Raw genomic sequence first — 26,293 nt, forward strand, 5'->3', positions numbered from 1 at the left:
CAGCTTTAATTAACCAGTTTTCTTCTTGTTTATCAGTAGGATAAACTAGTTTCTGGATTCCATTCATTAACCTTGTGGCGAGCACCACAGCGCGCTTTTCGGCGCGGTCTCGGACAAGCTGTTGGAGGATCGACGCTTCCATGTCAGCCCGTCACCGGCTCGACCATGACGCGGATGCGGCCGCCGCAGGCGAGCCCAACCTCCCAGGCCATGGCATCCGAGACGCCATATTCGATGATTTCCGGTTTGCCGGTTTGGAGCGCGTCGAGGGCGCGGGTCACGACATCGCCCTCGATGCAGCCGCCGGAGACGGAACCGACGAAGATCGCGTCGTCGCGGATCGCAAGCTGGCTGCCGACCGGACGAGGGGCCGAACCCCAGGTTTCGATGACGGTGGCGAGCGCCACCTTGCGGCCTTCTCCGATCCAGCGGGCAGCCTCTTCAAGGACGCGATCATGGTTCAGGGTTTCGCTCATGCAGCTTGCCTCCTGCCGGACCTTTCGGGCTTCCTGCCGATATGGGCATCGGACAGCGCTTCGACCAGAGAGGCAAGAGAGGCGATGTTGTGGACCGGGCGGAACTCGTCCACATGGGGGAGGATTGCCTTCACCCCCAGCGCCTTCGGCTCGAAGCGCTCATAGCGGAGCAGCGGGTTCAGCCAGATGAGGCGGCGGGCACTGCGGTGAAGCCGGGCGATCTCGGGCTCCACGCCTTCGCCCGCGTCGCGGTCGAGCCCGTCGGTGACGAGGAGGACGGTGGCGCCTTGCCCCAGCACCCGGCGCGCCCAATCCACGTTGAAGCGGTGCAGCGTCTCGCCGATGCGGGTACCGCCGTCCCAGTCCTCGACACGGGCGGCGACGCGGGCGAGCGCCTCGTCGGCATCGCGGTGCTTCATCTCGCGGGTGACATGCGTCAGCCGGGTGCCGAAGAGGAAGACATGCACCCGGTCGCGGTCATTGGTGAGGGCGTGGAGGAAGTGAAGGAAGACGCGGGCATAGGCCGACATCGAACCCGATATGTCGCAAAGGACGACGAGCGGCGGACGGCGGCGGCAGTAATCGCGGCGCCTCAGCGGGATGACGCCACCTGAGCGGAGCGTCGCGCGGAGCGTGGCCCGCATGTCGACCAGATGACCGCGCGCGGCCGGCCTCGTGCGGCGCGTGCGGGTCTCGTCCAGCGTCAGGCGGAGACGGGCGATGGCGGCCTTTGCTTCCGCGAGTTCCGCCACAGACATCTTTTCGAAGTCCCGGGTGCGAAGCAGTTCTTCCTTCGAGAAGGTTTCGCTCCGGTCGATCTCGATATCGGGTTCATCCTCGATGCGTTCGTGGCCTTCGCCGAAGAGCGCTTCCGCGAGGCGGCGGCTTTTTTCTTCCTCGGTGGCACCGGGTGGCATTTCGATCTCCGGCAGCATCAGGGACATCATCTTGTCGAGGAGCTTCGGGTTGCGCCAGAAGACGTGGAACGCCTGGGCGAAAAGCTCCTGCTCCTCGTGACGCTTCACCAGCGTTGCGTGGAGCGTCCAGTAGAAATCCTCGCGCGTGCCGATGCCCGCCGTTTCGACGGCTTCAACAGCGTCGAGTACCTGACGAGGGCCGACGCGAAGACCGGCGCGGCGCAGGACGCGCGCGAAATGAAGGATGTTTTCGGAGAGGCGGCCCGCAGAGGCTTCCATGTCATTCCGCCGCCGCGGCCATCCGGATTTCCTCCAGAATGCGCGCGGCCTCGCTGCCCGCGACACGGGCAATGTCGTCCTGATATTTCAGGAGCGCCCCCAGCGTGTCGTTGACGGACTGCCTGTCGAGGGAAACGGCATCGAGCGCCGTCAAGGCTTCCGCCCAGTCGATCGTCTCGGCGATGCCCGGGTTCTTGTAGAGATCGAGGCCGCGCAGCTTCTGCACGAAGGAGACGATCTCGCGGGAGAGTTTTTCCGGTGTGCCGGGCGCCTTCAACTTCAGGATCGCGAGCTCGCGTTCCGCATCCGGATAATCGACCCAGTGATAGAGGCAGCGGCGCTTCAAGGCATCGTGGATTTCGCGCGTACGGTTCGACGTGACGATGACGATGGGCGGATGCTCCGCCTTGATGGTGCCGATTTCGGGGACGCTCACCTGGAAGTCGGAAAGGACTTCGAGAAGATAGGCCTCGAAAGGTTCGTCGGTGCGGTCAAGCTCGTCGATCAGGAGGACGGGCGGGCCTTCGACGGCGGGTTCGAGCGCCTGCAGGATCGGGCGGCGGATGAGGAAGCGCTCGGAGAAGACATCCTTGCCGAGTTCCGTGCGGTCGCCGACGCCTTCGGCTTCCGCGAGGCGGATTTCGATCATCTGCGCCTGATAGTTCCATTCATAGACGGCGGCGCCGGTGTCGAGGCCCTCATAACATTGCAGGCGAATGAGGCGGCGGCCGAGCGCATCGGCCAGTACCTTCGCGATCTCGGTCTTGCCGACGCCTGCCTCGCCTTCGAGCAGAAGGGGACGGCCCATCTTGAGCGCGAGGAAGATGACGGTCGCGAGCGAGCGGCCGGCGGCATAATTGCCGCGCGCGAGAAGCTCGACCGTTTCGTCGATATTGGCGGGTAGCGTCATGGGCTCAATCCGGGCCGGCGGGCCTCTTTGTCAGGTTATCCAGCAGCCGCAACGGCGCGCTTCGCCATGACGGTGACGAGATGCGCCCGGTATTCGGCGGTGCCGTGGAGATCGCTGTTGAGGCCCGAGGCCGACACCTTGATGTTTGCCACGGCATCCGGCGACCAGTTCTTCGCGAGCGCCTCTTCCATTTCGGCGATGCGGAAGACGCCGTTCTGGCCAGCGCCTGTGACCGCGACGCGAACGCCCCATGGGCCTCTCGAAACGAAGACGCCGACCATCGCATAGCGTGAGGCGGGGTTGCGGAACTTCATGTAGGCCGCTTTTTCCGGATGCGGAAATGTCACTTCCTTGATGATTTCGCCGTCCTGCAGCGCCGTTTCGAACATGCCCTTGAAGAATTCGTCGGCTTCGATGAGGCGCCGCGTCGTGTGGATCTTCGCGTCGAGGCCGAGGCAAGCGGCGGGGTAGTCGGCAGCCGGGTCGTTGTTGGCGATGGAACCGCCCAGCGTTCCCATGTGGCGGACGGCAGGATCACCGATGCCGCCCGCAAGCGCGGCGAGCGCCGGGTTGTTCTTCTTCACATCCGTGGACTGCGCGACCGTCGCGTGGCGGGTTGCGGCGCCGATCATCACGGCATCGCCCTCGGCGCGGACGAAATCGAGCTCCTTGATGCCGCCAATATCGATCACGTCGCTCGGCATGGCGAGGCGCTGCTTCAATGTCGGTATCAGCGTCTGGCCGCCCGCAAGGATTTTCGGGTCGTCTGCCTTGCCGAGAAGAGCCTCGGCATCGGCCAGCGTCTTCGGGCGCTCATAGTTGAACTGGTACATATGCGATCTCCTATTCGGCGGCTGCGCGCGGGGTGGCGGACTGGAGCGCCGCCCAGACGCGCGCGGGCGTTGCGGGCATTTCGATGTCGCGGATGCCGAGGGCATCCGTTACGGCATTGATGATGGCGGGAGGCGAAGCGATGGCGCCGGCCTCGCCGCAGCCTTTCATGCCGAGCGGGTTGGACGGGCAGACGGTGGTCGTGAAGCCGAGGTCGAAGCTCGGCAGGTCGTCTGCGCGCGGCATGCAGTAGTCCATGTAGGAGCCGGTGATGAGCTGGCCGGAGTCCACATCGTAAATGCCGTGCTCCAGCAGCGCCTGCCCGATGCCCTGCGCGATGCCACCGTGGACCTGGCCTTCGACGATCATCGGGTTGATGACGGTGCCGAAATCGTCGACGGCGACGAACTTCGCGATCTTCACGATGCCGGTATCGGGATCGATCTCGACTTCGCAGATGTGGCAACCGGCGGGGAAGGTGAAGTTCACCGGGTCGTAGAAGGCGCCTTCCTTGAGGCCGGGCTCGATCTCGCCCGAGGGAAATCCATGCGCCGTGTAGGCGGCGAGCGAAAGTTCCGCCCAGGCGAGCGACTTGTCCGTGCCCTGCACGGCGAAGGTTCCGTTCTCGAAGACGATGTCTTCAACGGCGGCTTCCATCAGGTGTGCGGCGATCTTTTTCGCCTTTGCCTCGATCTTGTCGAGTGCCTTCACGATGGCGCTCATGCCGACGGCGCCGGAGCGCGAGCCGTAGGTGCCCATGCCGAACTGCACCTTGTCCGTGTCGCCATGGACGATTTCGACATTGGTGAGGGGAACGCCGAGGCGGGAGGCGACGAGCTGGGCGAAGGTCGTCTCGTGGCCCTGGCCGTGGCTGTGCGAGCCGGTAAGGACTTCGACATTGCCGGTCGGGTTCACGCGGACTTCTGCGCTCTCCCAGAGGCCGACACCGGCACCGAGCGAACCGACGGCGGCGGACGGGGCGATGCCGCAGGCCTCGATGTAGGAGGAGAAGCCGATGCCGCGCAGCTTGCCACGCTTTGCCGCTTCCGCCTTGCGGGCGGGGAAGCCCTTGTAGTCGCTCGCCTCCATGGCGGCGGTGAGCGATGCTTCGTAGTCGCCCGTGTCATAGTTCATGATGACGGGCGTCTGGTGGGGGAAGGTGCGGATGTAGTTGCGGCGACGGAGTTCGGCGGGATCGATGCCGGTTTCGCGCGCCGCCGTCTCGACGATGCGCTCGACGAGATAGGTCGCTTCGGGCCGGCCCGCACCGCGATAGGCATCGACGGGCGCCGTATGCGTGTAGACGCCATCGACCTCAACATGGATCGCGGGAATGTCGTATTGGCCGGAGAGCAGCGTGCCATAGAGGTAGGTCGGCACGGAGGCGGAGAATGTCGAGAGATAGGCGCCGAGGTTGGCGACGGTCTTCACGCGCAGGGCGAGGAACTTGCCGTCCTTGTCAAGCGCGAGTTCGGCGTGGCTCAAATGATCGCGGCCGTGAGCATCGGACAGGAAGGCTTCCGAGCGGTCGGCTGTCCATTTGATCGGGCGGCCGACTTTTGCGGCGGCCCAGACGCAGGCTGTCTCTTCGGCGTAGATGAATATCTTGGAGCCGAAGCCGCCGCCGACATCGGGCGCGATGACGCGAAGCTTGTGTTCCGGCGCGACGCCGACGAAAGCGGAGAGAACGAGGCGCGCCACATGCGGGTTCTGGCTCGTTGTGTGGAGCGTGTAGATGCCCGTGCCCTTGTCGAACTCGCCGAGGGCGGCGCGAGGCTCCATGGCATTCGGGATCAGCCGGTTGTTCTTGAGGTCGAGCTTCACGACACGACCGGCTTTCGCAAAGGCTGCGTCGGTTTCTGCCTTATTGCCGAGTTCCCATTCGAAGCAGGTGTTGCGCGGCGCTTCGGGATGAACCTGGGGCGCGCCGGCGCTCTGGCACGCGGAGAGAGAAACGGCGGCGGGAAGCGCTTCGTAGTCGACGTCGATCAGCTCCGCCGCGGCGCGGGCATCGGCAAGCGTTTCTGCAACGACCATGGCAACGTGATCGCCGACATAGCGGACGGTATCGAGGGCGAGGATCGGGTGCCGGCCGACCTTCATCGGCGTGCCGTCCTTCGAGGTGACGGTCCAGCCGCAGATGAGGCCGCCCAGCCCGTCATCGGCAACATGACGGCCGGTGAATATGGCGACGACACCGGGCGCGGCCTCTGCCGCCGAGGTATCTATCGACTTGATGCGGGCGTGGGCATGCGGCGAACGAAGAAAATAAGCCCAGGTCTGACGCGGGCGGCTGATGTCGTCGGTATAGTGGCCGTTACCCGTGATGAAGCGGAAGTCTTCCTTGCGGCGAACCGGCTGGCCTATGCCTTCTCCAGATGCTGCGTCCGACATTGGATTTCCTCCTCATGTGATTTTTTCGGCCGCGAAACCTCCCGTTCCCGCCGTCAGCGCATCTCCCGAGATGCGGCGAGGATCGCCTTCACGATGTTGTGGTAGCCGGTGCAGCGGCAGATATTGCCTTCGAGTTCGTCACGCACCGTCTCTTCGTCGATATCCGGCTTGCGGCGGATCATGTCCACCGCGGTCATGATCATGCCCGGCGTGCAGAAACCGCACTGAAGCCCGTGATGCTCCCGGAAGGCGGCCTGCACGGGGTGCAGCTCGCCGTTCTTCGCCAGGCCTTCGATGGTGACGATTTCCGCGCCTTCCGCCTGCGCGGCGAGCATGGTGCAGGATTTCACGGCGCGGCCGTCCACATGCACGACGCAGGCGCCGCACTGGCTGGTGTCGCAGCCCACATGCGTGCCGGTAAGCCCGAGCTGTTCGCGGATGAACTGGACAAGCAGCGTGCGCGCCTCGACATCGGCGCTTGCGGGCTTGCCGTTGACCGTCATGGACACAACGGGCATGCGACTACCTCCCTGAATTGGCTGGGTCTCTGGCGGAATTAGGCTTCCGCTGCGTTTTCAAGAGTCTCGACTGTCGGCCTGCCGCCGTCAAGCGCAAGCAGGTCGGCCCCTCAAATCCCGATGAACCAAACCAGCAAAATGAGGGCAATTATCAGCAGGGGCGCCCAGAGCCAGGGCGAGAAACTCATGCCAGCCTCCTCATCCGGCACGAGCGGCACGCCGGTTGGCGAAATGGCATCGTAATCCGGCGACTTGGTGGGGATGCCGTGCTCCATTTCGTCGATGAGTTCGGGCGTCCCGGATGTAGCCGGTTCGACGCGGCTACCGCCTGCGAGCTGCGAGAAATTGTCGAAAAATTCCTGCGACATGCGCGAAGCCGTGGAGTCGATGAAGCGCTGGCCGATCTGGGCGAGCTTGCCGCCGACCTGTGCGCTGACGGTGTAGGAGAGGAGCGTGCCTCCGTCGGCCTCGGTGAGAGAGACTTTCGCTGAGCCCTTCGCGAAGCCAGCCGCGCCGCCATTGCCCTCGCCGGAAATCGTGTAGCCGTTTGGCGGGTCGATGTCGGTGAGCTTTACCTTGCCCTTGAAGCGGGCGCTCACCGGACCGACCTTCGCCTTGGCGACAGCTTCGAACTCGTCGTCGGCGACCTTGGTGACGGATTCGGCGCCGGGGATCGACCTCTGCAGAACGTCAGGATCGTTGAGCGCCGCCCAGACTTCCTCGCGCGGGGCCGGAATCCTGTATTCGCCTGACATTTCCATGGGGCGTCTCCTTCCTGGTTTGGCTTCCGGCGCGCGCGGTGGCGCTTCATCCGAACATTATATGTAGGCAAGCACCAGCGTCATACCCAGAAGCACCGCGATCCACAGCACCATGGAGCCCGTTGGCCATGTGCGCGCGAGCGGGCCTTGCGGTCCATGCGCCCGGTAGACGCCTGCGATCAGACTGTCCACGCGTCCCATGACGATACGCGAGGCGAACCGCCATGTGCCCTGGACGAGATAGGCGACACCGGAGAGGGCCGCCGGCAGCAAGCGGCGATAGGTCCAGTCGAAGTCGAGGTTCACTGAACGGATTTCCGCCGGGTAGAGCCCCGTGCGAATGAGTACGGCAAAGGCGAGGCCGGCGAAGAGCAGCAACTGGAGCTGGGTGACGACGTGCGTGACCGTGTAGGGCGTGTAGTCCACCGCGTAGGGCAGGATGCCGTAGAGAAGCGACGGGAAGACACCGAGGCCGATGCAGAGGGCGGCTGTGATGCCCATGGCAAGCAGCATGTGGAACGGCGCTTCCTTCACGCGATGGCCTGCGTCATGCGCGAAAAAAGTGAAGTATGGAATTTTGATGCCCGAATGTTCGAGCACGCCGACCGAGGCGACGACAAGCGCGAGCCAGACGAAGAAATGCCCCGTATCGGCGCTCGCCGAGAGGATCAGGCTTTTTGAAATGAAACCCGAAAAGAGCGGAAAGGCGGAGATCGACATGGCGCCGACGACGCAGAAGATCATCGTGAGCGGCATGGACTTGTAGAGACCGCCGAGTTCGGACGCCTTGCTGGTTCCGGTGCGGTACATCACGGCGCCCACGCTCATGAAAAGCAGGGCCTTGTAGAGGATGTGGCAGAACGCATGCGCGACCGTGCCGTTGAGCGCGAGCGGCGTGCCGATGCCGACGCCAACGACCATGAAGCCAAGCTGGTTGTTCAGGCTATAGGCAAGCACGCGGCGCAAGTTGTTTTCGACGGCAGCGAAGAAGACGGGAAAGAGCGTCATCGTGGCGCCGATATAGATGAGAAGCTCGGTGCCGGGAAAACCACGTGCGAGCGCATAGACCGCAAGCTTGGTTGTGAAAGCTGAAAGCGTCACTGTCCCGGTTATAGTGGCTGCCGGATAGGCATCCTGCAGCCAGTTGTGAAGGAGAGGGAAAGCGCATTTGATGCCGAAGGCCAGGAAGATGGCCCATGTGGCCGGACTTTCGAGGTCCATCCTTGAAAAGGAGATCGAGCCGGTTTCCCGATAGAACAGGACGATGCCTGCGAGCAGGATCACACCCGAGCCGACCTGCACGATGAGATAGCGCATGCCTGTTGCATAGGCGCCCTCTGTCCTGCGCGCCCATATCAGGAAGACCGAGGCAATGGCCGTGCCTTCCCAGAAGACGAAGAGCGTGACAAGGTCCGCCGCAAAGACAGCGCCGAGCCCGGCGCCCGCATAGAGCAGCGTTGCGACCTGTTGAACGGTGTCGCGCACATGCCAGGCGTAAAGCAGGGCGAGGAAAGCGGCGAGAGAGAAGATCAGCCCGAAGACATAAGATAGCGCGTCGAGCCGCATGAGGCCGATGTGCATGTTCATCAGGTTGAAGGTGCCATAGGTCCCGTAGGGCAATTGCCAGAATGTGAGCAGCCCCAGCACCGGAACCGCAAGCAATAGTATCTGACGAAGCGTCGCCGGACGCACGAATGGTACGATCAGTGCCGCAACCATGTAGACAAGAGCGGGAGTTCCGATCTCAGGCATGCGGTTTGCCTCCCGTCGCTTCCGGGTCGCTTCCGGCAGCGCGCTCGTCTTCCGTGTCTATGGCAAAGGGCTCGTAGTAGTCCTCCGGACGCCTGATGATGAGGCGAAGGCCTTTGGCGAGAAAGATGACAGCCGCATAGGTGACGAAGCCGAAGAGACCATAGATCGCCGGAATCTCCTCGACCGCGAAATAACCGTGCTTGTGATAGAAGAAATCGGCGAGGCCAAGCGCGATGCAGACGGCGAGCAGCAGATAGAACAAACGCGTGACATTTCGCTGTTTGTCGATGCCCGAGAGGAGGCGCGCAAGCGGCGGCATGCCCTCGGTCTTGCCGTTCGGGTGATCGGTCATGGAGCGGTCTCCGGCAAAATCGGGATGCTGAGCAGGTATTCGTAAATGCCGCCGATGGCAAAGAAGAGCACGATGCAGCCCAATGCGGTGAGGCAGATCGGCACGAGGCAGAAGAGGGGCGCTTCCTCCCACCCTTTCGAGGGCGAAGCCGCGGCGCCAAGCGAATGCGCCATCTGTCCTCTCGGCGGCGCGAAGAAGGCGCGCGCCGGAATGGAGAGAAGATAGGCGACGTTGAGCAGCGAACTCAGCATCAGCACACCGATGATGACAAGTTGTCCGGCATCCGCCGCGGAGAGCAGGAGATACCACTTGCTCCACGCGCCGCCAAAGGGTGGCAGGCCGATGATGCTGAGCGAGGCGATGGTAAAGGCGATGAAGGTGAGGGGCATCTTGCGGCCGAGGCCGTCGAGCTCGCTCACTTTCGTTTTGTGCGCGGCGACGTAGATCGCGCCCGCGCACATGAAGAGCGTGATCTTGCCCATGGCGTGCATGACGATGTGCATCGAACCGCCAATGATGCCCATCTGGTTTGCGAGAGCCATGCCGAGGGTGATGTAGGAAAGCTGGCTGACCGTCGAATAGGCGAGCCGTGCCTTCAGGTCGTCCTTGGTGAGGGCGACGATGGAAGCGATCAGGATGGTTGCGGCCGCGAGCCAGACGAGCCATTCGGAGGCGCCGGTCCTGCCGAGGAAGCCGACGCCGAAAATATAGGTGCCGACCTTGAGCATGGTGAAAACGCCGGCCTTCACCACGGCAACCGCATGAAGCAGCGCGCTGACGGGTGTCGGCGCGACCATCGCGGCCGGCAGCCAGCGATGGAAAGGCATGAGCGCCGCCTTGCCGATGCCAAAGGCGAAGAGCGCCAGCAGGAACGGAACGTAGACCGGGTCGATGTTCCCCTCGAGAATACCGCCCGCGCGGAACTCCATCGTGCCGGTGAGGTTCCATGTCCAGATGACGGCAACCAGCAGAAACAGGATCGACGTCGTCATCAGGATGCCTAGATAGACGCGCGCGCCTGCGCGGGCCTCCGGCGTTTCCTTGTGCGCGACGAGAGGATAGGTCGAGAGCGTCAGCACTTCATAGAAGATGAAGAGCGTGAAGAGATTTCCGGAAAAAGCGATGGCGAGTGCGGCGGCGATGGCCAGTGCAAAACAGATATAGAAGCGCGTCTGTTTCTTCTCGTGTGCGCCGCGCATATAGCCGATCGAGTAGATCGCGGTCACGATCCACAACCCCGAAGCGACCGTGGCGAAGAGCATGCCGAGCGGCTCGATCGAGAAGTTGATCACGAGGCCGGGCATTACCTCGACCAGGGTCACCGACGGGCGCGCGCCGGCCATGACGGATTCGAGGAGGCGCAGGACGACGGCGAAGGTGGCAATGGAAGCCGTCACGCTTATGCCGTCGCGGATGTTCGGGCGGCTGCCGGAAGCCGCGATCAGGAACATGGTAACGGTCGGGATCGCAAGAGCGAGGAGGAGGGCGTTCGCATCGGTCATTGCGACTTACTCCTGCCAGAGAATTTGAGATGAACCGATAAGCGTATCGGCGGCGCGGCTGGCTGCGGTCGTCGTGAGCGACGCATCGATGCCGAACCAGATCGAAAAACCAACCAGTATCCACGCCGGTACAAGCATCGAGAGCGGCGCCTCCCGACGTGCAACGCCCTCGGGTGCGGGCTGAAGATAGGCCGCCTCGACGACGCGCCAGACATAGATGACCGCGAGGAGCGAGGAGCCCATGATGAGGAGCGCCACGGGCCACCAGCCGAGTTCGAGCGATGCCTGCACCAGATACCATTTGCTGATGAAGCCGACCGTGAGCGGAAGACCAATCAGGCTGAGGCCGCCGGCAACGAAGGCGGCGGTCGTCCATGGCATGTCCCGCCCGATGCCGCGAAGGCTCGATATCGAACTCGTGCCGGCAGACAGAACGAAGCAGCCGGCGACCATGAAAAGAGCACCCTTCGTTACGGCGTGATTGAAGAGATGCACGATGGTTGCGACGAGCCCCGTATGCGTCAGGAAGGCGAGGCCGAGAAGCATGTAGCCGATCTGTGCGATGCTGGAATAGGCAAGCATGCGCTTGAGGTCGTCCTGGAAGATGGCGACGAGCGATGCCGCGAACATCGCAACTATGGCGACGGGAAGAAGCACGTTTTCGAGCGTCGACGCCTGGAAGGCATAGTCGAAGCCGAAGACGGTGAACATGAAGCGGAGAAGAACGTAGACTGCCACCTTCGTTGCTGTAGCCGCGATGAAGGACGTGACGGCAGACGGAGCGTAGCTGTAGGCATTGGGCAGCCAGAGGTGCAGCGGGAACATGGCCAGTTTCAGACCAACGCCGACGAAGATGAAGACGAAGCCCATGCGCAGCGTCCGGCTATCGCCATGCTCGGCAATCCGCGCGGCGAGGTCCGCCATGTTGAGCGTGCCCGTTATCATGTAGAGCATGCCGATGCCGATGACGAAGAAGGTGGCGCCGACCGTACCCATGATCAGGTAATTGTAGGCCGCCGTCAGGGCGCGCTTGTTGCGCCACGCGCCAGACGCTACCAGCGCGTAAGTCGACAGCGACGAAATTTCGAGGAAGACGAAGACGTTGAATGCGTCTCCGGTGATCGTCACGCCAAGCAGGCCCGTGAGACAGAGAAGAAAGGCCGTGTAGAAGAAGGCCTGACGTTCTGCCGGAATTTCCGAAGCGACGCTGCGGCGGGCATAGGGCATTACGAGCGCGGCGATGCCCGACACGATCATCAGCACGAAAGCGTTCAGGACGTCGATGCGATACTCGATGCCGATCGGCGGCGCCCAGCTGCCCATTTCGTAGGAGACCGGCGAGCCGCCATAGGCAGTGGCGAAGAGCGAAACGGAGATCGCGAAGGTCAGGAACGATACAAGCGTGGCGAATGCCCAGGCCCGGTTGCCTCGGCCGAGCATCGCGCAGACGGGGGCCGCGACGAGCGGCACCACCACCTGCAGCGCGGGCAGATTTGCCTTGATGATGTCGAGCATCAGCGGCTGCCTCCATCCGGCTTGCGCACGCCGAAGTCCATCTCAAGCTCCATCTTCAGAATGTCGTCTTCCTCGACCGTGCCGTAGGTCTCGCGAATGCGTATGACAAGTGCGAGCGCGAGCGCCGTCGTGGCGATGCCGACAACGATGGCCGTGAGGATGAGGACGTGAGGCAGCGGGTTCGAATAGACGGTGTCCGGGTCGCCCGTGAGAATGGGCGCCGTGCCGCCGATGATCTTGCCCATCGAGATATAAAGCATGAAGACCGAGGTCTGGAACAGGTTCAGGCCGACAATCTTCTTGATGAGGTTTCCGCGGCTCACCGTCACGTAGAGGCCCGTCATCATCAGGATGACGAACATCCAGTAATTGTAGTGGCCGAGAACGAAATCGAGGTCGAGGACGATTTCAGGCATCACCATTCCTCGTCCTTGATAGGCGGATTGTGGCAGGCGAAGGCAATGAAGATGGACATCATCACGGACGCAACGGTCAGGCCGACGCCGATTTCGACGACGATGATGCCCCATTCCTGCCCGTGCTTCGGATCGTGCGAGAGCACGTTGTAGCCCAGGAAATTTTCGCCGAGCAGCATCGTCACGACGCCGGTGCCCGCATAGATCAGGACGCCGACCCCTGCAAGTGCATGCAACAGACGCGGCGGAAGAATGCGCATCATCTCATCCACGCCATACACGAGGGCATAGAGGATGAAAGCCACCGCGAAAACGACGCCGGCCTGAAAACCGCCGCCGGGTCCGTAGTCGCCATGCCACTGCACATAGAGCGCATAGAGGATGATCGGCGGAATGAGAAGTTTCGAGACGACGCGAAGAATGGAGTGATGTTTCACAGGCGATTACTCCTTGCCGCCGTCTTTGCCGGATTGCCGGATACCTGCACCCAGAAGGAGCAATACGGCGATGGCTGCCGTGAAAATGACCGCCGTCTCGCCGAGCGTGTCGTATCCGCGATAGCTTGCGAGCACCGCCGTCACGATGTTGGGAACGCCGGTGTCGATCGGTGTGCGTTCGATATAGGCGGGCGCGACATGCAGGTGGATCGGTGCGTCCGCGGATCCGAAGGCCGGCATGTCGAGCGTGCCGTAGATGAGAGCGGCACCTGCCACGAGACAGACCAGGACCGGCAGGAAAACCGAATGTGCCGGCTTCTTCTCCTCGCGCACCGTGAGTGCGAGGGTGCCGAGCATCAGCACGGTCGATATGCCTGCGCCCACCGCCGCTTCGGTGAATGCCACGTCGACGGCGTCGAGCGTCACGAAGAGGCCGGCCGAGAGCAGGCTGAAGACACCTGCGAGCATCACCACCGCGAAAAGGTTCCGCAGGTGCATGATGGCAATTGCCGTTACCACCAGGAAGGTGAAAAGCAGAATGTCGATGGTGGCGATACCGAGAAGATCAGCACTCATGATTTCGCTGCCTTGTTTGCCGTTTCGCCGATGACTTCGGCGGCTTCGTTGCGGCGCAGGCGCACGGGTCTGATGCCGGCAATGAAAGCCGCGTTTGCGACCGCGTGGGTGGCGGTCGGGCTGGTCACGAAGAGGAAGAGGCTGATCAGAAGAAGCTTCACCGTCGCTTGCGTGAAACCGGCCTGGATCATCATGCCGACAAGCATGAGTTCGGCGCCCACCGTGTCCACAATGCCCGCGGCGTGCAGTCGGGACCAGACGTCGGGCAGGCGGAGCATGCCGAATGTACCGATCAGCAAAAAGACGGCGCCGATGGTGAAGGCGATCCCGCTTGCGATGTCGCGCAAAAGGTCAATGCCGGGAATGTCCATCAGCGGTCCTCCACGTCTAGGGTCGCGCGGCCGAGTGCGCGATAGCGGAAGAATTTCAGGATGGCGATCGTGCTCACGAAGTTGATGAGCGCGTAAAGCATCGCAATATCGAGGAAGTCGGGCCTGCCGGTAATGAACCCAAGGATGCTCAGCAGCAGCACGGTCACCGTGCCGAAAGTGTTGACTGCAAGTACGCGATCGTAAAGCGTCGGCCCCGCAAAAAGCCGGATCAAGACGAGCAGGATGGCAACGAAAATCGCCGCGGTGGCCGCAAGAAGTATGGTCATTTCAGCGAACCTCGACGGCGGTTACGCGCTTGTCCATCTCCGCGAATCCCTCGGGTGCGGCGAAGTCTTCGGTCAGGGCATGAACAAGAAAGCGCCCGCCGCCCGCCTCCACGGTCACTGTGCCTGGCGTGAGCGTTATCGAGTTGGCGAAGATGACATGCCCCATCTCGGTCTTCTGCGTGCATGGAATGGCAACCAGTTGCTGGCTGATCGGCATTTCCCGGGCAAGGATGACCCTTGAAACGGCGACGGCGGACTTGAAGATTTCGCGCCCGAGCCAACCCCAGTAAAGGAGCAGGGACAGGCGAAGCTGCAGCGGTACGGCTTCGTCGTCGAGAAGCTTCATGCGCGCCGCCAGGAAGACGGTGAAAAGGCAGGAGAGGACGCCGAGCGTCAGCAGAAACGGCTTGAAATAGCCGGACAGAGCCAGCCAGAGCGCAAACAATGCGATCAATAACCCGACGGCCTTTGTCATGATCTCCCTGCTGGCAAGTGGCACGAATGGCCATGGCGGGGCGCCGGTTGCCCGGAGATGATGCCGGGACCGCACAAGCGCGCGGCTGACGAGAACCTCCAATCGCCCGAAGCGCCGGAACCCCTGTTGATTGGTGCCAATATGCAATGCGCCCGCGGGCAGGGCAAGAAAGACCGGAGTTTCTGCGCCAATTTCCGGCGGCCCTGCACGCTTTCAATGTTTAACCAACGCTGTTATAGTTGTCATAATAAAGAGGGGGCCTTGGGGGAGGAACCACGGGCCATCAAGAAATTCCGGTGCGGCCAATATTGAGGCCAAACCTTTCGTTGACTGTCCGGATGACGATCGTGGTGGGGATGGAAGAGCGTTTGGAAAGTGTGGCGGATTCCGTCGACGTGTCTTTCGAGGTCACGGGCGTCGTCAAATGGTTTGATGCGGTCAAGGGCTACGGTTTCATCATTCCCGATGACGGGCGGGACGATGTTCTGGTTCACTTGTCGTGCCTGAAGCAGGCGGGACGGGACGGGCTCGACGAAGGCACCACCGTGACTTGCGAGGCGGTGCGCCGCCCCAAGGGAAATCAGGCCATCAAGGTTCTCGAGATCGACGACACCACTGCCGTCAAGCCGACGGCGGAAGGCGCGCGCGCGGCCGGCCGTTCCGGTGTGGCGCAGGTCGTCCCGATCGGCGACTTCGAAACGGTAACGGTCAAATGGTTCAACCGGGCGCGCGGCTATGGGTTTGTCACCCGTGGCGAGGGAACGCCGGACATTTTCGTTCACATGGAAACGCTGCGGCGATTCGGGGTCCGCGACCTTGTGCCGGGTGAACAGGTGCAGGTGCGTTTCGGCGAAGGCCCCAAGGGACTCATGGTCGCCGAAATGATGCTGGACACGCCTCCGGGCAACTGATCGCGTTTCATCCCATCGGCAGTGCATGCTATCAGGACGGCGTCCGCCGTCTGGCGGCTGCATGTGCAACACCCCATTGAATTCGGCCGAATGAGCGAAACAGAAGACGATAACCCGCCGGACGGCTTCGTCCTTTCGACGAGCCGAGGGCCTTACACGACCCATAACGGGCCCTTCTATCACAAGGTGACGCCGGATGGTTTCGTGCATGGCGTGCGCGTGAAGAAGCGCCACTGCAATTCGCGAGGCATCACGCATGGCGGAATGCTCATGGCCTTCGCCGACGGGCTGCTCGGGACCGCCGTCTGGCGGGAGACGCAAACCGTCGCGCTGACCGTCCGGATGAATTCGGACTTCCTGTCCTCCGCCCGGCCGGGCGAGTGGCTCGAGGGTACGGCTCGGGTGACGCGGGCGACGAAATCGGTCGCCTTCTGCGAGGCGGACCTCTATGTCGGCGGCCGGGTTGTTCTGAAGGCGAGCGGCGTCTTCAAGCTGATGGCCCGGCACAAAGCCGGCGACTGATCGTTCGATTTACGCTGCGGAGTTGCGGCGGGCGCTTCAACGGGTGTATTTGCAAGGCATGTCGGGGCGTAGCGCAGCCTGGTAGCGCATCTGCTTTGGGAGCAGAGGGTCGGGTGTTCGAATCACCCCGCCCCGACCATTCCACTCCGAGATCGAATCCGAAAACAAAACAGGCGACCCCGGACGGGATCGCCTGAAGGGACACGCTCTCCGGGGCGCCGGATTCAGGCCGCCTGCGCCATGGCGAGGCCGATTTCATCCTTGTGGAGCCACCAGGCCCGCGCGGCGAGGCGCTCGACTGCCGAGGCCGGCCAGACGGGAGCCCCCTGGCGGTGCACCGGCCCGGTCAGATCGAGAACGCATTCGATGTCGAGATGATTGAACCCCCGCGCAGCAAGCAGGGAGATGGCGGTGTCGCGGTCGAGGTAGCGGGACGGAATGCTCATAGGGGTACTCCTTCGTCGCAGAAGTGCTGCGGTACTCATTTGCCGAAGTCGCCGTACCGAGGCGATGACCTTATTATCGCTTGCAAATTCGTCGCTTTTGGGGCGATAAGAATAATGTTTCGCGACGGTCCCCGGCAGGCGGGGCCAGAGTTTCAAGGGATCCGATTTGGCACGCGCACGCATCTACAGACCCGCCAAGACAGCCATGCAATCAGGACGGGCCAAGACCCGGAAATGGGTCCTGGATTTCGAGCCGGGCAGCGCGCGCAAGGTCGAGCCCCTGATGGGCTGGACCAGTTCGGGCGACACCAATGCGCAGGTAACGCTTCGCTTCGACACGAAGGAAGAGGCGGTTGCCTATGCCGTGAAGCACGGTATCGAGTACCAGCTTTCCGAACCCAGAATGCAGCGCCGCTCGATCAAGGCCTATGCCGACAATTTCAAATTCGGCCGCCAGAGCCTCTGGACGCATTGAGGCCGGTTCCCGGTCCCGTAGCTCAACCGGATAGAGCAACAGATTTCTAATCTGTCGGTTGCAGGTTCGAGTCCTGCCGGGATCGCCATCACAGGCGTCAACTCTCCACGTCGAGCGCGCGCAAGGCCGAAGCCTTCAGGGTCTGGCGGAGCTTGCGGTACTCTTCCCAAGGGTCCGGGCGCTCCTTTGCGAAGGCATTCTTCACCGTCATTTCATTTGCAGCCTTCGTTCTGCCGAGGTCGTTCCACGACAACGGCCAGGCGACCGGTGCACCCGCGCGAGCGCGCGGCGAGTAAGGCGCGATGGCCGTCGAGGCGCGATCGTTCCGGAAATAGTCGATGAAGATGCGGCCCTTGCGGATGGACTTGGTCATTTTCGCCACGTAGCGCTCCGGCATCTCATCGGCCATGCGCTTCGCGACGGCGGCCGCGAAAGCTTTCACGACAGGCCACTCGTGGCGCCGGACGAGCGGTGCGACGACGTGGATGCCTTTGCCGCCCGTCAGCATCGGGAAACTCCGGAGGCCGAGCGCGTCGAGGACATCCCGTATCTCGCCTGCCGCGTTTTTCACTTCCGTGAACGGGACGTCCGGACCGGGATCGAGATCGAAGACCAGGCGATCCGGGCGCTCGATATCGTCGATACGCGACCCCCAGATGTGAAACTCGAGAACGCCCATTTGCGCGGCCGACACGAGCCCCTTCGTGCCGGTTATGTAGAGATATTTCTCCCGTTCCTTCGTGCCTTTCACGTCGAGTTCGTGGAATCCCTCGCCAAGGCCCGCGCCCGCGTGACGCTGGAAAAAGCATTGCTTCTGGCGTCCCTCCGGACAACGGACGAGACTGACGAGCCGGTTCTCAAGATAGGGCAGCATCCAATCGGCGGCTGTTTCCAGGTAGCGGGCGAGCTCGATCTTCGTGATGCCCTGTTCGGGGAAAAGAATGCGGCCGGGGTGGGAAATACGGACACCATGAACTTCGCCGGATTCCGTTTCTGCGGGCATGTCTTCCACCTCTTCGATGGGTGTGGCTTTCTCGCGGACAACCGTCTCCGCTTTCTTGTCCTCCCGCAGCCCAAGATAGCGCGCATGGCGGACAGAGCCATCTCTCGTAAACTCGGCGAAAGCGACCTGAGCGACCAGTTCCGGTTTCAGCCATTGGGCTTTGCGCCGTATGGCGGCGGGTACTTCGCCCTTCACGGGTGGCGTCTTGCGGGCGAGGGCCTTGAACTTTTGTGAAAGGCGGTCGAGTTCGTCGTCCGAGAAGCCGGTGCCGACACGGCCGGCATAGCGAAGCTCCCCGCCTTCCCGCACCGCAAGGAGAAGCGAGGAGAAAGGCCGTTTCCGTTCCGATGGCGACCAGCCGGCGATCACGAATTCCTGCTCGCGGTGGCATTTGATCTTGAGCCATGATTTACCGCGCCCGGAGCGGTAAGGGTGGCTCGCACGCTTTGCAATAACGCCTTCAAATCCGCGGTCACAGAGCGCGTCGAACATTCTGCCGCCGTCGCTCTCTATATGGTCGGTATAGAAGATAGGGCCTTTTTTTCCGGCCGGGCCAAGGAGCTCTTTCAGCTTCGCCTTTCGTTCGCTCAGGGGTGCCTTGCGCAGGTCCCGGCCTTTCGCGGTGAGGAGATCGAAGGCGAAGTAGGAAAGGGCGCCTCCCTTTCCCTTGAGCGCGGCTTGCAGCGCGCTGAAGTCCGACCGGCCGGCGTTGTCCACGACGACCATCTCTCCATCGAGCAGAACGCCGTCCAGATCGAGTGCCGCGATCGCATCGGGAATAGGGGCAAAACGGTCCGTCCAGTCGAGACCGCCGCGCGTATAGATGCGCACATCGTCCCCGCTTGCCGCCGCGAGAGCGCGGTAGCCATCGAACTTCATCTCGAAGAGCCAGTCGCTACCGGCGGGGAGGCTATCGACAAGCGTGGCGAGCGCGGGCTTCATGAATCGCGGGCGCTTCGCGGAGGATTTGCCGCGCGTCGTGCGCACCGTCTTGCCGTCGTCTTTCTTGCCGGACTGCCATTGCCGCCGGGGATGCCGGGCGACTTCCTCAGCATCTTTTCCAGTGACGACGCTCGTTTCATATTCGTCTACCGGATCTTCGTCTTCGCTCGCTTCCTCGTCCCGTTCCTTGATAAGCAGCCAGTTCTCGCGCTTCGGGCCGCGTTTTCCCTTGAAACGTACGAGAGCCCATCTGCCCTTCAGCCGCTCTCCGTGCAGATCAAACTCGAGCTTTCCCTTCTCCAGCCCCTTGTGAGGATCGCCGATCGGCTCCCATTCGCCGCGATCCCAGAGAAGAACGGTGCCAGCGCCATAATGGCCCTCGGGAATGATGCCTTCGAATGCGATGTAGTCGATGGGATGATCTTCAGTCCTCACGGCGAGGCGCTTGTCGGAAGGATCGAGGCTGGGTCCCTTCGTAATGGCCCAACTTTTCAGAACGCCGTCCAGCTCAAGCCGGAGATCGTAGTGGAGCCGCCGCGCATCGTGCATCTGGATCGCATAGCCATTGCCCTTGCGGCGAACCATCCGGCCTTTCGGCTCGGGCGTCTCGTCGAAGCGCCGCTTCGCATGATAGGTGTCGAGGCTCGATTTCGATTTCCGATGTGCCATGGGTCAACCAGCCTTGCGTTTGGGAGAGCTGCGGCGACTGGGTGACGAGCGCTCCTGCGTGGAACGCTTGCTTTCTGCGGACGTGTTGCCGGATGTTTTCTTGTCGCCCCGGACCGAGCGTTTCAGCGCTTCGACCAGGTCGATGACCTGCGCACCACCCGAAGCGTCCGCCTCTTCGACCTCGACAGGTTTCCGGCGCTTCGCCTTCGCATCGATGAGGTTGCGCACTTCCTCTGTGTAGCGATCCTTGAATTCCTTGGGATCGAAAGGCGCAGACTTGCGCTCGATGAGTTCCGCGGCAAGCGAAAGCAATTCTTCGTCCGGTTCTCCGTCGTTGATCTGGGTGAAGTAAGGTGAAGCGCTGCGGACCTCGTCGGCAAAGCGCAGCGTTTCCAGAAGGAGCCCGTCGCCACACGGCTTCAGCGTCGCAATATGTTCGCGGCCCCGCATCACGAACTGACCGATGCCGACCTTGCTGCTCTCGCGCAATGCATCGCGAAGCACGCGGTATCCCTCCTCGGCAAGTTCATCATCGGCGACGACGTAGTAGGGTCTGTCAAACCACAGCGGGTCGATCTCGCCCTGTTTGACGAATTGTACGAGATCGAGCGTCTTTTTCGTTTCGAGCTTCAGGCTCTCAATTTCGTCGGGATCGATGAGGACATACTGTCCCTTCTGCAACTCGAAGCCTTTCACGATTTCATCGGTATCGATGGGACCGATGCCCGGGACCACCTTTTGGTATCGAACGCGTTTTCCCGATGGTTCGTGCACTTGGTGGAACTGGATGCGCGCGCCGCTTTTCGTCGCGGGAAAAATCTTCACGGGAATGGAGACGAGCGCCAGCCTCAAATTGCCGCTCCATGCTGCTCGGGCAGAGGAAAGCGCACTCGCGGAGGATTTCCGCGAGGTCTTCTTCGGAGCCGTCTTTTTTGATGCGCCTTTTCGGGCCGTGCTGCGTTTTGCCATCGGGGAGGTGCTCGTTCGGTCGTGAACTGAACAAAGGGAACGCGGGGAAGGTTGCTGCGGTTCCGGGTTGGAAAGGAGGCGGCCCGCGCTATCTCACGGAAGTCGACACCCTCCCTCAAGGAGGCGCAAATGGGCAAAGATGATCGCTACAACCCCGACAAGGAGCGACCGGGTTATGGGATTTCGCATCCCACCTATGACGCAGCTCACCGCCATACATTCCCGGGCGCCTTCTTCGAAGGGCAAGAACGTGACGATGGGACGATTGCCGAGGAGATCGACCGGAAGCTCGCGGCCGTGGAAGGGGTGGATGTCAGCGAAATCGACGTTCGGGTCTCCTGCGGCGAGGTGACGGTGGAGGGCGTCGTGAAGACCGAGGAGGAGCGGGTCCTCGTGGAGGATATTGCCTGCAACACGCCGGGTGTGTCCGATTGTCAGAACAACCTCCGCACTGCCTAGATGCCGCCTTATTTTTCCATATTGTTGATTGGGCGGGAATCTGACCAAGCTGTAACTTGAGGCAGGCCGACGGCTCCCGGATCATCGACAAGAATGAGAATGCGCCAACGGGCCGAAGATCGCCCGGGAGCGCGGAGGGAGGAAAGCTATGGACTACAACGCAAAGCGGGCGGTCGCCGTCCGGAGCGGGAATGCGCGGCTGCGGCCGGGTGTCATCGCGTGGCTCGTCGTTCTGGCCGGCCTCGTCTTCTCGATAAGTGTGGGCGCTTCCGGAGCCGAGGGGCTTGCCGATCCCAGCAAGCCCGATCCGGCCATCGAAGGGGCGCCGAACGAGGCGTCCGGAGAGGATCTCTACCAGCGCGGTTTCTATCCGGAGGCGATGGCCGAATGGAAGCGGGCCGTGGAGGAGAAGCAGGATGCCGGCGCAGCGTTCCAGCTCGCCGAAGCCTATTTCGATGCCGCCGTCGTCGAACGGAACATGGAAGAGGCCATCAAGTACTACGTGATCGGTGCGGAGTGGGGCGATGCGCGCGCGCAAGCCGATCTCGGCACGCTATTCGACAAGGGATGGGGCGTTCCCCAGGATCTCGCCAAGGCGGCCAAATGGTACGAAGCATCGGCCCGGCAGGGACATCCGAGCGCGCAATACAATATCGGCGTCATGTACGAAGAAGGAGCGGGCGTCGAGGCCGATAAGGTGAAGGCCTATATGTACTATCAACTCGCGATCGAGGGCGGGTTCCCGAAGTTTGCGACCGAGTCTCTCGAGAATCTCTCGGCGACGATGAAGCCGGGCGAAATCAAGGAGGCAACCAAGATGGCGCGTGCCTTCAAGCCACTGACCCGTGAAGAGAGCGCCGCTGAAGTGAGCGTGACGGCGAAGGCGGTGACTGACGAGATCAGCGTGGAATAATCCGCGAAGCATGGTGCGGATGCAGAAAACCCCGGCCGTCGCGCCGGGGTTTTTGTTTTCCCGCACATGATGTCTCCTCATTCGCTATCATCCACGGGATCAACGAGCGGAGGCAGCATGACGGACGTCTGGTCGAACTGGTCGGGTTGGGTGAAAGCCTGGCCGAAGGAACTGGCGGCGCCCTCGACGGAGGAGGAAGTTGCCGAGGTCCTGAAGACGGCCGCGGCTCCGGTTCGCGTTGCCGGGCGAGGACATTCCTTCACACCGCTTGTCGAGACCGACGGCACCATCATGACAATGTGGGCGCTGCGCGGGGTCGTGGACCACGACGAGACCACGCAGACCGCGCGCGTCAAGGCGGGAACGACGATCCGCGATCTGGGGCCTGAGCTTTTCGAGCGGGGACTTGCTCTCGTCAATCAGGGAGACATCGACCGTCAGGCACTAGCGGGCGCTGTCGGCACCGGCACGCATGGAACCGGCGGCGCACTCGGCTCGGTCTCCGCGGCAGTGGAAGGCTTTCGTCTGGCAACGGCGAGTGGCGAAATTCTCACCTGCAACCGAAATGAAAACGCGGACGTGTTCGACGCCGGGCGGGTGAGCTTCGGGAGCCTGGGCGTGATGACCGAGATTACCATGAAGTGCCGCCGGGTCTACGCGCTGGAAGAAACGGGCGGGCGTATGCCAATCGAAGAGGCGCTTGCGCGCGCGCCTGAACTTCGCGACAGCGAGCGGCATTTCGAATTCTTCTGGTTTCCTTTCGCGGATCAGGCGCTGGTGAAATTCCTGAAGGAGACGGACAAGGAGCCGCGGCCAAGGCGCCGCCGTCCCGACGGTGAAATGGCGCAAAGCGACAAGACGATGGTGTGGGCCTGCGAGGCATCGCGCTATCTGCCGTTCCTGCGCGCGCCGCTTCAGAAGTTCCTTACCTCGGCGAGCGGTTCGCGTTATTCCGGTGGCGCGGCGGAGGACGAGGATCGGGAGAAGAGCAAGGTGCGCTGGTCGCACGACGCGTTCCCGAGCGATCGCAATGTGCGCTTCAACGAGATGGAATATGCGGTGCCGGCCGAGAAAGGGCCGGAATGTATCCGCGAAGTCGGCGAGCATATGCGCAAGTGCGGGATCAATTTTCTGTTCCCGCTGGAGTTTCGTTATGTCGCGGCGGACGATGCCTGGCTCAGCCCCTTCTACAATCGCGACAGCGTCACGATCTCCGTGCACCAGTATCACAAGCAGCCCTACAAGGAGCTCTTCGCGGGCGTGGAAGACATCTTCCGCCGCTATGAAGGGCGTCCACACTGGGGAAAGCTTCACACGCTTGGCGCCGCCGACTTCGAAACGCTCTATCCGCGATGGGGCGACTTCCAGAATGTGCGGCAGCGTCTCGATCCCACAGGCAAGTTCCTCAATGCCCATCTGAAGCGGATATTCGGGGTGAGCTAGTCGAGGTCGACGATCGCGACAACCTGTCCTTCCGAAACGGCGTCTTCCTCTGCGACGAGGATTTCCACGAGGCTGCAATCCGCAGGCGCCGAAACGGGGATTTCCATCTTCATGGATTCGAGGATCAGGATTGGATCGTCTTCCTCAAGCCGGTCTCCCGGTTTCGTTTCGATCTTCCAGACCTTGCCGGTGATTTCGCTTTTCACTTCTTTCCGGGGCACAGCCTTCTCCTTCGTCTTCAGCTCTCGGCTGCCTGCAGTCGCGCAAAGCCGGCTTCGAGATCGGCGACAAGATCGCCGATATCCTCAAGTCCGACATGAAAACGCAGGATCTGGCCTTCCGCGTTCCACTCCGTCGCCGTTCTCATCTTCTTTGGATATTGCGGAATGACAAGGCTTTCGAAGCCGCCCCAGGAATAGCCCATGCCGAAAAGTTCAAGGCCGTCGAGAAATGCGGCCAGAGCCTTCTCCGAGTAAGGTTCGAGCTCTACCGAAAAAAGCCCGCAAGCGCCGGTGAAATCCCGTTCCCAGATTTTATGTCCCGGATCGTCCGGAAGTGCGGGGTGCAGCACGCGCTTCACCTCCGGCCGTTTCGCAAGCCATTGCGCAAGCGCGATGCCGGATTTCATGTGCCGTTCGAGGCGCGTGGAGAGGGTCCGGATGCCGCGCAGCACCAGATAGACGTCGTCAGGCGCGACGCATTGGCCGATGGCGCCATGCGTATCGAGCAAATTCTTCCACGCGGCTTCGGTGGTCGTGATCGAGCCCATCATCACGTCCGAGTGGCCGCACAGATACTTGGTGACGGCCTGTATCGAAACATCGACGCCGTGTTCGAAAGATTTGAAGTAGAGGGGCGAGGCCCAGGTGTTGTCCAGCATGACCGTGATGCCCGAGCGATGCGCAGCCTCGGCAATGGCCGGAATGTCCTGCACCTCGAAAGTCACGGAGCCGGGCGACTCCGCGAAGATAACTTTCGTCTCGGGACGGATCAGGCGCTCGATGCCGCCGCCGATGAGCGGATCGTAGTATTCGACGTTCACGCCGTAGCGAACGAGCACTGTGTCGCAGAAGTGGCGCGAGGGCTGATAGACGCTGTCGACCATCAGCAGGTGGTCGCCGGTCTTCAGGAAAGCGAGCAGCGCGGTCGTCACGGCCGAGAGGCCGGAGGAGGTAAGGGCGGTCTTGTAACCACCTTCGAGTTCGGCAATCGCATCCTGCAGCGCAAAAGTCGTCGGCGTGCCCCGGCGGCCGTAGGTGACGGGCTGTGCGCGGGCCTTCACCGCCTCGATCGTCGGATAAAGCACAGTCGAGGCATGATAAACCGGCGGGTTGACGATGCCGAAATTCGCCTCCGGGTCGCGGCCTGCCGTTACGATCACCGTATCCTGCTTTTTCTTCGCCATTCGTTCCGCCGTGCTCGATATCTGGGTCGCGTTCTGCGCATTTAAGGGTAAAACCGGGGGCGAGGCAAAAGGAGGGCGCCGTGCGGTCCCGGGGGTTTGCTCCAAAGGGTGTGGCGGGTAGTCTCATCGAATCGCAAACAGGCAGGCATCGGCTCCCGAAAGGAGAAGAATGAAGAATCCTCTGGTCGCCCTGATCGTCGGTATCCTGATCGGCGTCGGCGGACTTTATTTTTTCCTGCCCTACGATCCGCTCACCCTTGGCGGCGGGACGGCGCAGGTTTCGTCTGCCGGGGCGGGCGATGGCGCCGAACGTGCCTCCGCCGGCGAGACGCTGAGGCGGGTCCGCAATCGTGGCTTTGTCCAGTGCGGCGTCAGCCAGGGGTTGCCCGGCTTCTCCAGCCCAGACGAACGCGGCAACTGGTCCGGCATCGACGTCGATTTCTGCCGCGCGCTTGCAGCGGCGATCTTCGGTGATCCGGAAAAGGTGCGCTTCCGTCCGCTCTCCGCGAAAGACCGCTTCACCGCGCTTCAGTCTGGCGAAATCGACATTCTCTCGCGTAACACGACATGGACGATGTCGCGCGACACGCAGCTCGGTTTCGATTTCATCGGCGTGACCTATTACGACGGCCAGTCCTTCATGGTTCGCAAGGCGGCAGGCATCAAGAGCGCCAGGGGCCTTGCAGGCGGAACGATCTGCACCGAGACGGGCACGACGACCGAGCTCAACCTCGCCGACTATTTTCGCAGCCGCGGCCTCAGCTACAAGGTTCTCTCGTTCGAAAAGAACGAGGAAGCGCTCGTTGCCTACGACCGGGGACGTTGCGATGCCTATACGACCGATGCGTCCGGCCTTTATGCGCAGAGGCTGAAGCTGACAGACGCCGACGCCAACATGGTGCTCGACGATGTGATCTCCAAGGAGCCGCTCGGCCCGGCCGTTCGGCAGGGCGATCCTCAGTGGGAAGATATTGCGCGCTGGACACTCAACGCCTTGCTCAATGCTGAGGAGCTTGGCATCACCTCCGACAATGTCGACGAGATGCTCGAAAGCGGCAATCCGCGCGTGAGGCGGCTCCTCGGGCGTGAAGGCGCATATGGAGAGGCGGTCGGCCTCAGGGCGGACTGGGCGGTTCACGTGATCCGCGCCGTGGGCAATTACGGGCAGATGTTCGAGCGCAATGTCGGCACGGAAACGCCGCTCGGCATCAAGCGCGGCCTCAACGCATTGTGGTCGGATGGTGGCGTGCAATATGCGCCGCCGGTCCGGTAGACGCATGAGCCGGGGGCAGGGGCATAAAAGAGGTGGAAGCGCGGTGACGCCGCTCGGCTGGAACAATCCGCGCGTCCGCTCCTTCGTCTATCAG

General features: G+C 62.2%; 29 protein-coding genes, 2 tRNA genes and 1 pseudogene. 10 read left to right on the forward strand and 22 right to left on the reverse strand.

Annotation, left to right across the window (positions count from 1 at the left end):
- Positions 1–143: 143 nt before the first annotated feature.
- From ACKUUH_RS12565 to ACKUUH_RS12645, 17 genes and pseudogenes are all read right to left on the reverse strand, one after another.
- Positions 144–476, reverse strand: a complete 333-nt coding sequence (locus ACKUUH_RS12565) for an XdhC family protein (protein ID WP_407950265.1) — start codon at positions 474–476, stop codon at positions 144–146.
- Complete coding sequence (locus ACKUUH_RS12570; protein ID WP_407950266.1) at positions 473–1,672, reverse strand: vWA domain-containing protein; 1,200 nt, start codon at positions 1,670–1,672, stop codon at positions 473–475. The genes ACKUUH_RS12565 and ACKUUH_RS12570 overlap by 4 nt, the downstream gene beginning before the upstream one ends.
- A 1-nt stretch (position 1,673) precedes the next feature.
- Positions 1,674–2,582, reverse strand: coding sequence for an AAA family ATPase (locus ACKUUH_RS12575; protein ID WP_407950267.1), 909 nt, complete (start codon positions 2,580–2,582; stop codon positions 1,674–1,676).
- 35 nt (positions 2,583–2,617) lie between these two features.
- Positions 2,618–3,415 carry an FAD binding domain-containing protein gene (locus ACKUUH_RS12580; RefSeq protein ID WP_407950268.1) on the reverse strand — a complete coding sequence of 266 codons (798 nt, stop codon included), beginning with the start codon at positions 3,413–3,415 and terminating at the stop codon, positions 2,618–2,620.
- 10 nt (positions 3,416–3,425) lie between these two features.
- Positions 3,426–5,807, reverse strand: coding sequence for a xanthine dehydrogenase family protein molybdopterin-binding subunit (locus ACKUUH_RS12585; RefSeq protein WP_407950269.1), 2,382 nt, complete (start codon positions 5,805–5,807; stop codon positions 3,426–3,428).
- Positions 5,808–5,860: 53 nt separating this feature from the next.
- Complete coding sequence (locus ACKUUH_RS12590; protein ID WP_407950270.1) at positions 5,861–6,325, reverse strand: (2Fe-2S)-binding protein; 465 nt, start codon at positions 6,323–6,325, stop codon at positions 5,861–5,863.
- A 323-nt stretch (positions 6,326–6,648) separates the two neighbouring features.
- Positions 6,649–7,086 (reverse strand): annotated as a pseudogene (locus tag ACKUUH_RS12595) (SRPBCC family protein); the annotation flags it as partial.
- A 57-nt stretch (positions 7,087–7,143) separates the two neighbouring features.
- Positions 7,144–8,838: a Na(+)/H(+) antiporter subunit D gene (locus ACKUUH_RS12600; protein ID WP_407950271.1), complete on the reverse strand. Its 1,695-nt coding sequence runs from the start codon at positions 8,836–8,838 to the stop codon at positions 7,144–7,146.
- Positions 8,831–9,190 carry a hypothetical protein gene (locus ACKUUH_RS12605; RefSeq protein WP_407950272.1) on the reverse strand — a complete coding sequence of 120 codons (360 nt, stop codon included), beginning with the start codon at positions 9,188–9,190 and terminating at the stop codon, positions 8,831–8,833. The genes ACKUUH_RS12600 and ACKUUH_RS12605 overlap by 8 nt, the downstream gene beginning before the upstream one ends.
- Entirely contained in the window at positions 9,187–10,692 is a 1,506-nt protein-coding gene (locus ACKUUH_RS12610; protein ID WP_407950273.1) for a monovalent cation/H+ antiporter subunit D family protein, read from the reverse strand. The genes ACKUUH_RS12605 and ACKUUH_RS12610 overlap by 4 nt, the downstream gene beginning before the upstream one ends.
- Positions 10,693–10,698: 6 nt before the next feature.
- Positions 10,699–12,207 carry a monovalent cation/H+ antiporter subunit D family protein gene (locus ACKUUH_RS12615; RefSeq protein WP_407950274.1) on the reverse strand — a complete coding sequence of 503 codons (1,509 nt, stop codon included), beginning with the start codon at positions 12,205–12,207 and terminating at the stop codon, positions 10,699–10,701.
- On the reverse strand, positions 12,207–12,623 hold the full coding sequence (locus ACKUUH_RS12620) for a cation:proton antiporter subunit C (protein WP_407950275.1): 417 nt from the start codon (positions 12,621–12,623) through the stop codon (positions 12,207–12,209). Before ACKUUH_RS12620 ends, ACKUUH_RS12615 begins: the two co-directional genes overlap by 1 nt.
- Positions 12,623–13,060 carry a Na(+)/H(+) antiporter subunit B gene (locus tag ACKUUH_RS12625; protein WP_407950276.1) on the reverse strand — a complete coding sequence of 146 codons (438 nt, stop codon included), beginning with the start codon at positions 13,058–13,060 and terminating at the stop codon, positions 12,623–12,625. The genes ACKUUH_RS12620 and ACKUUH_RS12625 overlap by 1 nt, the downstream gene beginning before the upstream one ends.
- 6 nt (positions 13,061–13,066) lie before the next feature.
- Entirely contained in the window at positions 13,067–13,636 is a 570-nt protein-coding gene (locus tag ACKUUH_RS12630) for a DUF4040 domain-containing protein (protein WP_407950277.1), read from the reverse strand.
- On the reverse strand, positions 13,633–14,007 hold the full coding sequence (gene mnhG, locus ACKUUH_RS12635) for a monovalent cation/H(+) antiporter subunit G (RefSeq protein WP_407950278.1): 375 nt from the start codon (positions 14,005–14,007) through the stop codon (positions 13,633–13,635). The genes ACKUUH_RS12630 and mnhG overlap by 4 nt, the downstream gene beginning before the upstream one ends.
- Positions 14,007–14,294, reverse strand: coding sequence for a monovalent cation/H+ antiporter complex subunit F (locus tag ACKUUH_RS12640; RefSeq protein WP_407950279.1), 288 nt, complete (start codon positions 14,292–14,294; stop codon positions 14,007–14,009). The genes mnhG and ACKUUH_RS12640 overlap by 1 nt, the downstream gene beginning before the upstream one ends.
- 1 nt (position 14,295) lies before the next feature.
- Entirely contained in the window at positions 14,296–14,769 is a 474-nt protein-coding gene (locus ACKUUH_RS12645; RefSeq protein ID WP_407950280.1) for a Na+/H+ antiporter subunit E, read from the reverse strand.
- Between the two features lie 338 nt (positions 14,770–15,107).
- Here ACKUUH_RS12645 and ACKUUH_RS12650 point away from each other — a divergent pair, with 338 nt between their 5' ends.
- The 3 genes from ACKUUH_RS12650 (at position 15,108) to ACKUUH_RS12660 (ending at position 16,341) form a co-directional block, all read left to right on the forward strand.
- Positions 15,108–15,680, forward strand: a complete 573-nt coding sequence (locus ACKUUH_RS12650) for a cold-shock protein (protein ID WP_407950281.1) — start codon at positions 15,108–15,110, stop codon at positions 15,678–15,680.
- Between the two features lie 90 nt (positions 15,681–15,770).
- Positions 15,771–16,202, forward strand: a complete 432-nt coding sequence (locus ACKUUH_RS12655; protein ID WP_407950282.1) for a PaaI family thioesterase — start codon at positions 15,771–15,773, stop codon at positions 16,200–16,202.
- 62 nt (positions 16,203–16,264) lie between these two features.
- Positions 16,265–16,341 (forward strand) — tRNA-Pro (locus tag ACKUUH_RS12660).
- Between the two features lie 85 nt (positions 16,342–16,426).
- Here the strand turns inward: ACKUUH_RS12660 and ACKUUH_RS12665 are convergent.
- Entirely contained in the window at positions 16,427–16,648 is a 222-nt protein-coding gene (locus ACKUUH_RS12665) for a hypothetical protein (RefSeq protein WP_407950283.1), read from the reverse strand.
- 166 nt (positions 16,649–16,814) lie between these two features.
- Between ACKUUH_RS12665 and ACKUUH_RS12670 the strand changes: the two genes are divergently transcribed.
- Complete coding sequence (locus tag ACKUUH_RS12670; protein ID WP_407950284.1) at positions 16,815–17,123, forward strand: ETC complex I subunit; 309 nt, start codon at positions 16,815–16,817, stop codon at positions 17,121–17,123.
- An 11-nt stretch (positions 17,124–17,134) separates the two neighbouring features.
- Positions 17,135–17,211 (forward strand) — tRNA-Arg (locus tag ACKUUH_RS12675).
- Positions 17,212–17,220: 9 nt separating this feature from the next.
- Here the strand turns inward: ACKUUH_RS12675 and ligD are convergent.
- Entirely contained in the window at positions 17,221–19,737 is a 2,517-nt protein-coding gene (ligD, locus tag ACKUUH_RS12680) for a DNA ligase D (RefSeq protein ID WP_407950285.1), read from the reverse strand.
- 3 nt (positions 19,738–19,740) lie between these two features.
- Positions 19,741–20,562, reverse strand: coding sequence for a Ku protein (locus ACKUUH_RS12685; protein ID WP_407950292.1), 822 nt, complete (start codon positions 20,560–20,562; stop codon positions 19,741–19,743).
- On the opposite strand from ACKUUH_RS12685, the gene ACKUUH_RS12690 reads away from it, so the two are divergent.
- From ACKUUH_RS12690 to ACKUUH_RS12705, 4 genes are all read left to right on the forward strand, one after another.
- Complete coding sequence (locus ACKUUH_RS12690; RefSeq protein ID WP_407950293.1) at positions 20,525–20,731, forward strand: hypothetical protein; 207 nt, start codon at positions 20,525–20,527, stop codon at positions 20,729–20,731. The genes ACKUUH_RS12685 and ACKUUH_RS12690 overlap by 38 nt on opposite strands.
- A 104-nt stretch (positions 20,732–20,835) precedes the next feature.
- Positions 20,836–21,165: a BON domain-containing protein gene (locus ACKUUH_RS12695; protein WP_407950286.1), complete on the forward strand. Its 330-nt coding sequence runs from the start codon at positions 20,836–20,838 to the stop codon at positions 21,163–21,165.
- A 148-nt stretch (positions 21,166–21,313) separates the two neighbouring features.
- The gene (locus ACKUUH_RS12700) at positions 21,314–22,078 is read left to right on the forward strand and encodes a tetratricopeptide repeat protein (protein WP_407950287.1); all 765 of its coding nucleotides are present in this window, start codon (positions 21,314–21,316) and stop codon (positions 22,076–22,078) included.
- 117 nt (positions 22,079–22,195) lie between these two features.
- Positions 22,196–23,521 carry a D-arabinono-1,4-lactone oxidase gene (locus tag ACKUUH_RS12705; RefSeq protein ID WP_407950288.1) on the forward strand — a complete coding sequence of 442 codons (1,326 nt, stop codon included), beginning with the start codon at positions 22,196–22,198 and terminating at the stop codon, positions 23,519–23,521.
- On the opposite strand, the gene ACKUUH_RS12710 is transcribed toward ACKUUH_RS12705, so the two are convergent.
- Positions 23,518–23,742, reverse strand: coding sequence for an acetyl-CoA carboxylase biotin carboxyl carrier protein subunit (locus ACKUUH_RS12710; RefSeq protein ID WP_407950289.1), 225 nt, complete (start codon positions 23,740–23,742; stop codon positions 23,518–23,520). The genes ACKUUH_RS12705 and ACKUUH_RS12710 overlap by 4 nt on opposite strands.
- Positions 23,743–23,759: 17 nt before the next feature.
- Positions 23,760–24,926 (reverse strand): cystathionine beta-lyase, encoded by a 1,167-nt coding sequence (metC, locus tag ACKUUH_RS12715; protein ID WP_407950290.1) that lies wholly within the window; start codon positions 24,924–24,926, stop codon positions 23,760–23,762.
- Between the two features lie 169 nt (positions 24,927–25,095).
- On the opposite strand from metC, the gene ACKUUH_RS12720 reads away from it, so the two are divergent.
- Positions 25,096–26,199 (forward strand): amino acid ABC transporter substrate-binding protein, encoded by a 1,104-nt coding sequence (locus tag ACKUUH_RS12720; protein ID WP_407950291.1) that lies wholly within the window; start codon positions 25,096–25,098, stop codon positions 26,197–26,199.
- The last annotated feature ends 94 nt before the right edge of the window (positions 26,200–26,293 follow it).

The sequence above is a fragment of the Parvibaculum sp. genome (assembly GCF_045863935.1).
Lineage (GTDB): Bacteria > Pseudomonadota > Alphaproteobacteria > Parvibaculales > Parvibaculaceae > Parvibaculum.

What these genes read in the sequence shown, in the direction of transcription:
- ACKUUH_RS12565 (WP_407950265.1), bottom strand. Translation starts at nt 476, where the DNA reads ATGAGCGAAACCCTGAACCATGATCGCGTCCTTGAAGAGGCTGCCCGC.
- ACKUUH_RS12570 (WP_407950266.1), bottom strand. Translation starts at nt 1,672, where the DNA reads ATGGAAGCCTCTGCGGGCCGCCTCTCCGAAAACATCCTTCATTTCGCG.
- ACKUUH_RS12575 (WP_407950267.1), bottom strand. Translation starts at nt 2,582, where the DNA reads ATGACGCTACCCGCCAATATCGACGAAACGGTCGAGCTTCTCGCGCGC.
- ACKUUH_RS12580 (WP_407950268.1), bottom strand. Translation starts at nt 3,415, where the DNA reads ATGTACCAGTTCAACTATGAGCGCCCGAAGACGCTGGCCGATGCCGAG.
- ACKUUH_RS12585 (WP_407950269.1), bottom strand. Translation starts at nt 5,807, where the DNA reads ATGTCGGACGCAGCATCTGGAGAAGGCATAGGCCAGCCGGTTCGCCGC.
- ACKUUH_RS12590 (WP_407950270.1), bottom strand. Translation starts at nt 6,325, where the DNA reads ATGCCCGTTGTGTCCATGACGGTCAACGGCAAGCCCGCAAGCGCCGAT.
- ACKUUH_RS12600 (WP_407950271.1), bottom strand. Translation starts at nt 8,838, where the DNA reads ATGCCTGAGATCGGAACTCCCGCTCTTGTCTACATGGTTGCGGCACTG.
- ACKUUH_RS12605 (WP_407950272.1), bottom strand. Translation starts at nt 9,190, where the DNA reads ATGACCGATCACCCGAACGGCAAGACCGAGGGCATGCCGCCGCTTGCG.
- ACKUUH_RS12610 (WP_407950273.1), bottom strand. Translation starts at nt 10,692, where the DNA reads ATGACCGATGCGAACGCCCTCCTCCTCGCTCTTGCGATCCCGACCGTT.
- ACKUUH_RS12615 (WP_407950274.1), bottom strand. Translation starts at nt 12,207, where the DNA reads ATGCTCGACATCATCAAGGCAAATCTGCCCGCGCTGCAGGTGGTGGTG.
- ACKUUH_RS12620 (WP_407950275.1), bottom strand. Translation starts at nt 12,623, where the DNA reads ATGCCTGAAATCGTCCTCGACCTCGATTTCGTTCTCGGCCACTACAAT.
- ACKUUH_RS12630 (WP_407950277.1), bottom strand. Translation starts at nt 13,636, where the DNA reads ATGAGTGCTGATCTTCTCGGTATCGCCACCATCGACATTCTGCTTTTC.
- mnhG (WP_407950278.1), bottom strand. Translation starts at nt 14,007, where the DNA reads ATGGACATTCCCGGCATTGACCTTTTGCGCGACATCGCAAGCGGGATC.
- ACKUUH_RS12640 (WP_407950279.1), bottom strand. Translation starts at nt 14,294, where the DNA reads ATGACCATACTTCTTGCGGCCACCGCGGCGATTTTCGTTGCCATCCTG.
- ACKUUH_RS12645 (WP_407950280.1), bottom strand. Translation starts at nt 14,769, where the DNA reads ATGACAAAGGCCGTCGGGTTATTGATCGCATTGTTTGCGCTCTGGCTG.
- ACKUUH_RS12650 (WP_407950281.1), top strand. Translation starts at nt 15,108, where the DNA reads ATGACGATCGTGGTGGGGATGGAAGAGCGTTTGGAAAGTGTGGCGGAT.
- ACKUUH_RS12655 (WP_407950282.1), top strand. Translation starts at nt 15,771, where the DNA reads ATGAGCGAAACAGAAGACGATAACCCGCCGGACGGCTTCGTCCTTTCG.
- ACKUUH_RS12665 (WP_407950283.1), bottom strand. Translation starts at nt 16,648, where the DNA reads ATGAGCATTCCGTCCCGCTACCTCGACCGCGACACCGCCATCTCCCTG.
- ligD (WP_407950285.1), bottom strand. Translation starts at nt 19,737, where the DNA reads ATGGCACATCGGAAATCGAAATCGAGCCTCGACACCTATCATGCGAAG.
- ACKUUH_RS12690 (WP_407950293.1), top strand. Translation starts at nt 20,525, where the DNA reads ATGCGCGCGCCGCTTTTCGTCGCGGGAAAAATCTTCACGGGAATGGAG.
- ACKUUH_RS12695 (WP_407950286.1), top strand. Translation starts at nt 20,836, where the DNA reads ATGGGCAAAGATGATCGCTACAACCCCGACAAGGAGCGACCGGGTTAT.
- ACKUUH_RS12700 (WP_407950287.1), top strand. Translation starts at nt 21,314, where the DNA reads ATGGACTACAACGCAAAGCGGGCGGTCGCCGTCCGGAGCGGGAATGCG.
- ACKUUH_RS12705 (WP_407950288.1), top strand. Translation starts at nt 22,196, where the DNA reads ATGACGGACGTCTGGTCGAACTGGTCGGGTTGGGTGAAAGCCTGGCCG.
- metC (WP_407950290.1), bottom strand. Translation starts at nt 24,926, where the DNA reads ATGGCGAAGAAAAAGCAGGATACGGTGATCGTAACGGCAGGCCGCGAC.
- ACKUUH_RS12720 (WP_407950291.1), top strand. Translation starts at nt 25,096, where the DNA reads ATGAAGAATCCTCTGGTCGCCCTGATCGTCGGTATCCTGATCGGCGTC.